Raw genomic sequence first — 6,543 nt, 5'->3', positions numbered from 1 at the left:
GGCTCCAGTACGTCGCGAAATGGTCCTGCACCTCACGTGGCGTAACCCCGTCGCGCGCCTCTGGAATCAGCACGCCTTCGGCAGCGACCGCTCTGAAGAATTCGAAAATCCAGGGCTTGATCATGACTGTGTTCCTTCTCGGACGGGCACCGGCGTCAGCCTGCGGCGCTCAGGCATTTTCGATCGCCGACAGCGCGTCCAGAACGGGTTGGGCCGGGGTTGGATTGGGCATGACGCCCTTGCCCGCCTGGCTAGTGCCTTGCTGCTGGACCGGCCATTTGGCGAGCGCTGCAGCCAGTTCCTCCACGCCCCATGAATTTTCGCCGTTGTCCATATGCTGACTGATCGTCCAGCCATCGAACAGGGTGATGTCGTCCCCGATCACGCCCAGCACGCGTCCGGTAAACCGGCAGTCCGACGACGCGAGATAGAGCATCAGAGCAGACACGTGATCGGGGTTCATCCGGTCGAAGCCCTGTTCGGGCGCCTTTACGAGATCGCCCGCGACATGTTCGCTTATGCGCGAACGAGCGACAGGAGCTATCGCGTTTACACGCACGCCCAGTTCGGCAAGCTCCATGGCGCTGGAAATGGTGATGCCGGCAACCCCGGCCTTGCCGGCCACATACATCGGATTATCGGGTATCGGCGTCAGGCCGACGCCCGACGTGGTGTTGATGATGCGCCGCCCTGCTTCCGGGCCTTTTTCACGCCAGTGCCGCGATGCCCAGTGGGAAACCGCGGCAGTGCCTGTCAGCACGGTTGCAATGGTCTTGATCCAGTCGTCACCGGTGATGGCGTCGATCCGGCCAAAGCGACTGATCCCGGCATTGTTGACGACGATATCCAGACGACCGAAATTGGCCAGTGCGGCATCAATCAGGCCTTTTACGCTATCCCAGTCCGAGATGTCCGTCGCATCGGCAACGGCCTTGCCGCCGGTAGCGACAATCTCCGCAACGACTTCATCGGCCGGACCGCTGCTGATTTCACCTTCGCCACTAAAGCTCTTACCGAAATCGTTTACGACGACGGTTGCGCCTGCCTTGGCAAGCGCGAGGGCATGCGATCGACCGATACCGCGACCTCCACCCGTCACAATCGCAACCTTCCCCGTCAACTCAACCATTCGTGCTCTCCCACGCAAAACTCGGACGCGGCTGACTGCGCGAATCCGATCACCCCGCCTTTCTGGACTATGGAGCACTCCGGCTTATGAAATTATATTGTTCATCTGTACAGCATTATGGATGGCAAATTTGTCGCCCATCACTGCAAGCATGGCGGGCACCGCATTACCGGAGCCCGCCGCGACCCAGATCAGGTCACCAGATCCTTGCCGATATTGACGATCCGACGCTGGCTATATTCCTCCAGCCCCTCGACCCCGTTTTCAGCACCGATGCCCGATTGTTTGGCCCCACCAAAGGGAACATCGAACGGTAGATCGAGGTGCTTGTTCACCCAGACGACGCCCGACTGAATCTGCGATGCCACTTTTGCCGCGCGTTCCAAGTCCGACGACCATACGGTGCCGCCCAGACCGAAGACGGAATCGTTTGTATTCGCGATCGCCTCATCCAGATCGGCATATTTCATCACCGGCAATACCGGCCCGAACTGCTCTTCCTGAACCAGCCGCGTATCGTTGGCGATATCGCGCACGATGGTTGGGCGGATGAAATAGCCCGGCCCTTCCACCCGATCGCCGCCAGCGATCACGTTGCCGTTCAAGCGGGCATCTTCGATCAGCTCGAGGATCTTCTCGTATTGCTGGCGGTTCTGGATCGGGCCGATCTGCGTGCCTTGCTTGGCGCCGTCATCCACCACTGCGGCGCGGGCGAGTTCGGCCAGTTCGTCGCAAAGCGCATCGTAGATATTCTCTGCGCAATAGACCCGCTTGATGGCAAGGCAGACCTGCCCTGCGTTGAGCGTAGCGCCATTGAAGATGCCATTGGCGACCACCTTGGGATCGGCATCGTCCAACACGATCGCCGCGTCGTTTCCACCCAGTTCCAGCGTCATGCGCTTCAGTGTATCGGATGCCGCAGCCGCCACTTTCTTGCCCGTGGCGGTCGATCCGGTGAAAGCGACCTTGGCGATGTCCGGATGCTGCGTCAGCAACCCGCCGAGGTCGTTTTCGTCCACGATCACGTTGACCACCCCCGCGGGCAGTTGGGTTGCGCAAATCTTTCCGAACAGCAGGGTGGTCAGCGGTGTCGTCGGCGCCGGCTTGATGACCATCGTATTTCCCGAAATCAGGGCCGGCCCCACTTTCATCATCAGCAGCAGGATGGGAAAATTCCACGGCGTGATCGCGGCGACGACGCCTAAAGGATAACGCTGCTCGACAATCCTGACACTGTCATCCTCGCGCAGGATTTTGTCCGGAAGGTCGAGAGCGGCAAAATAGCGCAGGAAACCGATGGAGCCACCGATTTCATAGGACGCCTGATCGGTCGGCTTGCCCTGCTCCTGCGTCAACAGCGCGACGAACTCCTGAAACCTGGCCTCCATCGCGGAGGCGATGGCATGCAGGCCGGCGGATCGCTCGCTGCGCGGCGTGGCCGACCAAACCGGGAATGCTCGCTTCGCCGCGGCGACAGCCTCATTCAACTGCGCCACATCGGCACGCGGGCATTGTGCCACGGGCTCTTCCGTCGCTGGGTTCAGCACCGGGGTACGACGGCCCCCCTCGACAAGTCTCCCGTCAATAACGAGCTTGAAATCATCCATGCCTAATCTCCTCAAACCGTTGTATTATTGGGCATTTCAAAACGGCAGCTAAACGCGCCTACAGGTCGGGCGTTAGCGAGGCCGACTTGCAGCCGGAGCAACAGATCATCATAGCGCCGTTCGACGCGCGCTCGGCCTCGCTCAGGATCAGGTCGCGGCGATCCGGTAGAAGCCGCTCGCACCGCGGCTGGACAGGGAATAGCTGCGCATCAATCCGCTGGGCAGAGCGCCTCAAGCCCTCCGGCACAGTCCATGTGTACTGCATAGCTGTTGCAGTAACCGGCCTGCGCCTAGAAGTTTCGCACGGCAGTAACGATGCCATAGGGAATTCTCCCCATGAACGTGCCGTCCGTCGCCTGATTGATGCTGCGGGCGATATCGATGTATCCTTCCCTCACTTTCGCGACGAGTTCAGGCGGGCTCCGTTCGATCAGGGCCTCCATGTTCGGGTTCCACCGGGAAGTCCGGTCGAACGCTTCCTCGGTGGAAGCGAAACAGCTGTCATAACTGTCGAGCATGACCTTGACGTCGTGGAACGCGGGCGAAAGCAGTGCGCCTGCCCGTGGCCCGTCCGCCCATTCGTAGTGATGATGCGGCGGGCGCGGGATATGGGGCAGCAGCGTGCCGAACATGTCGTAGACGCGGCTGGGCAGGCTGTGGCGACTGAATGCAATCAATCCGATTACACCGCCCGGTCGAACCATGCGGGCCAGCACCCCGGCTGCCGCTTCCTGATCAGGCAGGAAATTGATGCCCAGTGTCGACAGGACATAATCGAACTGCCCATCGTCGAACGGCAGCGCGGTCGCATCAGCCTCCATGAACTCGATATCGTCCAGTGCTTCGACCCGGGCGCGTTGCCTCGCGCGCTCAAGCACGTGCGGGCGCGTGTGGACCGCCGTTACCCGCGCTCGTCGCCGCCCCGCCGCGATAGAGGCATATAACGCGGAATGCCCCATTGCCGTGCCGATATCCAGCACGCGCGCACCGGCGGGAATGGCCAGCAGTTCGCACAGCTTCTCACTGATTATCGCCTGCTCGATGGCGAGCTTGACGGCATGATCCGGATTGACCGGCGGCCCCGACGGCGCTGCCATGACGGCATTCTCCCATAACTCTTGATCGGCGCGATATCTCGCCTTCCATGGCAGCGATTATATTATCCATATAGACAATTCAAGTCAGTTTGCCGTGCTTGAAAAGGCATAGCGCCGCGCCCGTCAACGATGCCGCAGAACGGCGCTATCCGGCAAATTTCATGACTACAGCCATGACAGTTCGCGACGATGCGACTGCCAGTTTGGCCAGCTCTATCGGGCGTTCGACCGCCCGGCGCAGCGGCGGCGGGGAGCCCTGTCGTCCCTCGCGCCCCATCTGCGCATTGACTGCACATCGCATCGGCACGTTCACCATCAGGCGGCGCAGGCAGTAATTGCATTCGTTGCACCGCACGATCTCGTCGGCTCTGCCCTCCATCACCTTGTTCGCGTATTGCGGGTCCGCCAGCAGCGGACGCGCCAGCATGGAAATGTCGCCCAGCCCGCTCTCGATCGCCGCTGCCGCCTGTGACGGATCGTGAAGTCCGGTCAGCAGGATCGGGCACGACAGTGCCTTCCTGAAAGCGGCGGTATCGCCACTGCCGATCACGTCGGCCGTGCGTGTCTTGGAACCGGCGCGCATGTTTTCATAGCACCCGACACTGAGCGCGACATAGGCAAGCCCTTCGCGCTCCACCTCCCTTGCGATGGCGGCGTATTCTTCCGCCCCCTGCCCACCCGCGATGCGTTCGCTGCACGTCATGCGCAGACCCACGGGAAAGTCCGGACCGCAGTATTCGCGGATCAGGCGGCGGGTTTCGACCAGCATTCGCGCACGGTTGGTCACACTACCACCATAACGGTCGGTCCGCCGATTGGTACGCGGCGTAAGGAACGAGGCTTCGAAATAACTCATGTGAGCGGCCATCTCGACCCCGTCCGCACCCGCATCCTTCAGGCGAAGTGCGGTTTGTGCGATGTCTTCCTGAACCTGCCGGATCTGCTCCACCGTCGCTTCATGCGGCGTGGGCATCGTCTTGCCGCCAGGGACCGCGACCCCTTCGGGAAAGGCATCTTCCTCCATCCCGCTTGCTGCGATCGTCGGACCATGGCGGGGCACGCCCATACGCCCGAAACCGCCCACGATCTCGCAGAAGACGATCACGCCATGTGGGCGCGTCACCGCCAATATTTCGCTTAGCCGGTCCGTAAAGCGGTCCGGCGCATCGACGTCCAGCGATCCGTAGGGCGTCTCTTCCCGCACCCGCCGGCCCGAAATGGCGCCACTCAGGATCATCAGGCCGACGCCGCCACGCGCGCGTTCCTCCAGAAAGGCGATCGTCTGCGCCGTCGGGCTGCCGTCTGGGGCGAGATCAAGCACTGCCATCGGCCCTTGCGCGATCCGGTTCTTGACGATGTGCCCACCAATGCTGATCGGTCGCGACAAGATCTCATTGGTGTTCATTTCCATCGACCTCCTGCACCAACCCCATTTGCGAGAGCCGTGACGCCCTGCGGCAACTTTGCGGACCTTATTGCTTGATTTTCGCAGCAGGCTACCGGATCAAACTGAGACAATCGAGCACAGGTACTCCCGATATCCGGCTAAATCGTCCATATCCGGCTCTCGGCACGCCGTGCGTTTCCAGCTTCCTGCATGCCGGAAAAATCCAGAGGGGAGAGAGCCGCGATGGACATTTTGAGCGACGTTCTGCTTTCCTTGCGCTTGCTGGCAACCCGCCTTGGCATCATGGAATTTGCATCGCCGTGGGGTATCGACATACCGGCTCCGCCCGAACGCACGATCATCGGCGCCGTGCTGATCGAGGGGACATGCTGGTTCTGTGCAGGTGAATCGAAACCGGAACAGTTGAATCCTGGCGATGCGGTGCTGGTGACGCACAAGACAGGCCATCGCATGTGGGCGCCGCGTGACCTGCCCCGTTCTCGCATCACGCCCTTCAGCCAGATCGACGGATTGAGCGTGCTGCAGATCGACACGGACTATCGCGACGCGATCGACGCGCCGTTGCGACTGGGCGGTGAAGGCGCGAAAGGGCGGATGCTGGTATTTGACCTAATTGCCCAGGATGCCGGCCCTCGCGCCATCCTGGGCACTCTGCCGCCGTTCATGCATGTTCCCGCGACGGAGCCATCGCTGCCGGTCTGGGCAACAATGGCCGACGCATACCTTGGCCAGGGCACGCGTCACCAGCCCGGTTTTTCCGCGCTTTCTTCAAAGCTGGTCGAACTGATCTTCACGAATATTTTGCGCAGTTACCTGCTTGGAAAGGGTGGTGACGATCCGGGCTGGATGCGCGGGATCAGGAATGCGCGGATCGGACGATCGCTGTCTGCCATCCACAAGCGCCCGTACGAGGCGTGGACCGTTTCCATGCTCGCGCAGGAGGCACGCATGGCAAGGTCAACCTATGCGCGGCTTTTCAACGAGTTGATGGGCATACCGCCGATCGAATATCTCATTAATCAGCGCATGCAACTGGCCTACGGGATGATTGTCGTCGACCGCAAGTCCGTTGCCGCTGTGGCCGAAACACTGGGCTATCGTTCGGAACGAGCATTTCGGCAGGCTTTCAAGCTGCGTTATGGATGCGCCCCATCACAGGCGCGACGGCGTCAGCCGACGGACCTGGCGCAGTAAACCAGATATAGGGCACGGGTACGACATGCATTGCGACCAAGGCCGAATATCCAATGGCTACAACCAACCAACGGACCGGCCGTTCCAGCCGCTTAGGTTTGCCATTCA

5 protein-coding genes are annotated in these 6,543 nt (G+C 61.1%); 1 reads left to right on the top strand and 4 read right to left on the bottom strand.

The window, feature by feature from the left end; all coding sequences use genetic code 11:
* Nucleotides 1–169: 169 nt before the first annotated feature.
* The 4 genes from A7A77_RS09125 to A7A77_RS09105 form a co-directional block, all read right to left on the bottom strand.
* Complete coding sequence (locus tag A7A77_RS09125) at nt 170–1,129, bottom strand: SDR family NAD(P)-dependent oxidoreductase (protein WP_066556472.1); 960 nt, start codon at nt 1,127–1,129, stop codon at nt 170–172.
* 191 nt (nt 1,130–1,320) lie between these two features.
* Nucleotides 1,321–2,736: an aldehyde dehydrogenase family protein gene (locus A7A77_RS09120; RefSeq protein WP_066556470.1), complete on the bottom strand. Its 1,416-nt coding sequence runs from the start codon at nt 2,734–2,736 to the stop codon at nt 1,321–1,323.
* A gap of 290 nt (nt 2,737–3,026) precedes the next feature.
* The gene (locus A7A77_RS09110; RefSeq protein WP_066556465.1) at nt 3,027–3,833 is read right to left on the bottom strand and encodes a class I SAM-dependent methyltransferase; all 807 of its coding nucleotides are present in this window, start codon (nt 3,831–3,833) and stop codon (nt 3,027–3,029) included.
* A 145-nt stretch (nt 3,834–3,978) separates the two neighbouring features.
* Nucleotides 3,979–5,238, bottom strand: a complete 1,260-nt coding sequence (locus tag A7A77_RS09105; protein WP_172799877.1) for an oxidoreductase — start codon at nt 5,236–5,238, stop codon at nt 3,979–3,981.
* A gap of 225 nt (nt 5,239–5,463) precedes the next feature.
* Here A7A77_RS09105 and A7A77_RS09100 point away from each other — a divergent pair, with 225 nt between their 5' ends.
* Nucleotides 5,464–6,435: an AraC family transcriptional regulator gene (locus A7A77_RS09100; protein ID WP_066556463.1), complete on the top strand. Its 972-nt coding sequence runs from the start codon at nt 5,464–5,466 to the stop codon at nt 6,433–6,435.
* The last annotated feature ends 108 nt before the right edge of the window (nt 6,436–6,543 follow it).

Source organism: Croceicoccus bisphenolivorans (genome assembly GCF_001634625.1).
GTDB classification, from domain to species: Bacteria; Pseudomonadota; Alphaproteobacteria; order Sphingomonadales; family Sphingomonadaceae; genus Croceicoccus; species Croceicoccus bisphenolivorans.
This window is presented reverse-complemented; position numbering and strand designations above follow the sequence as displayed.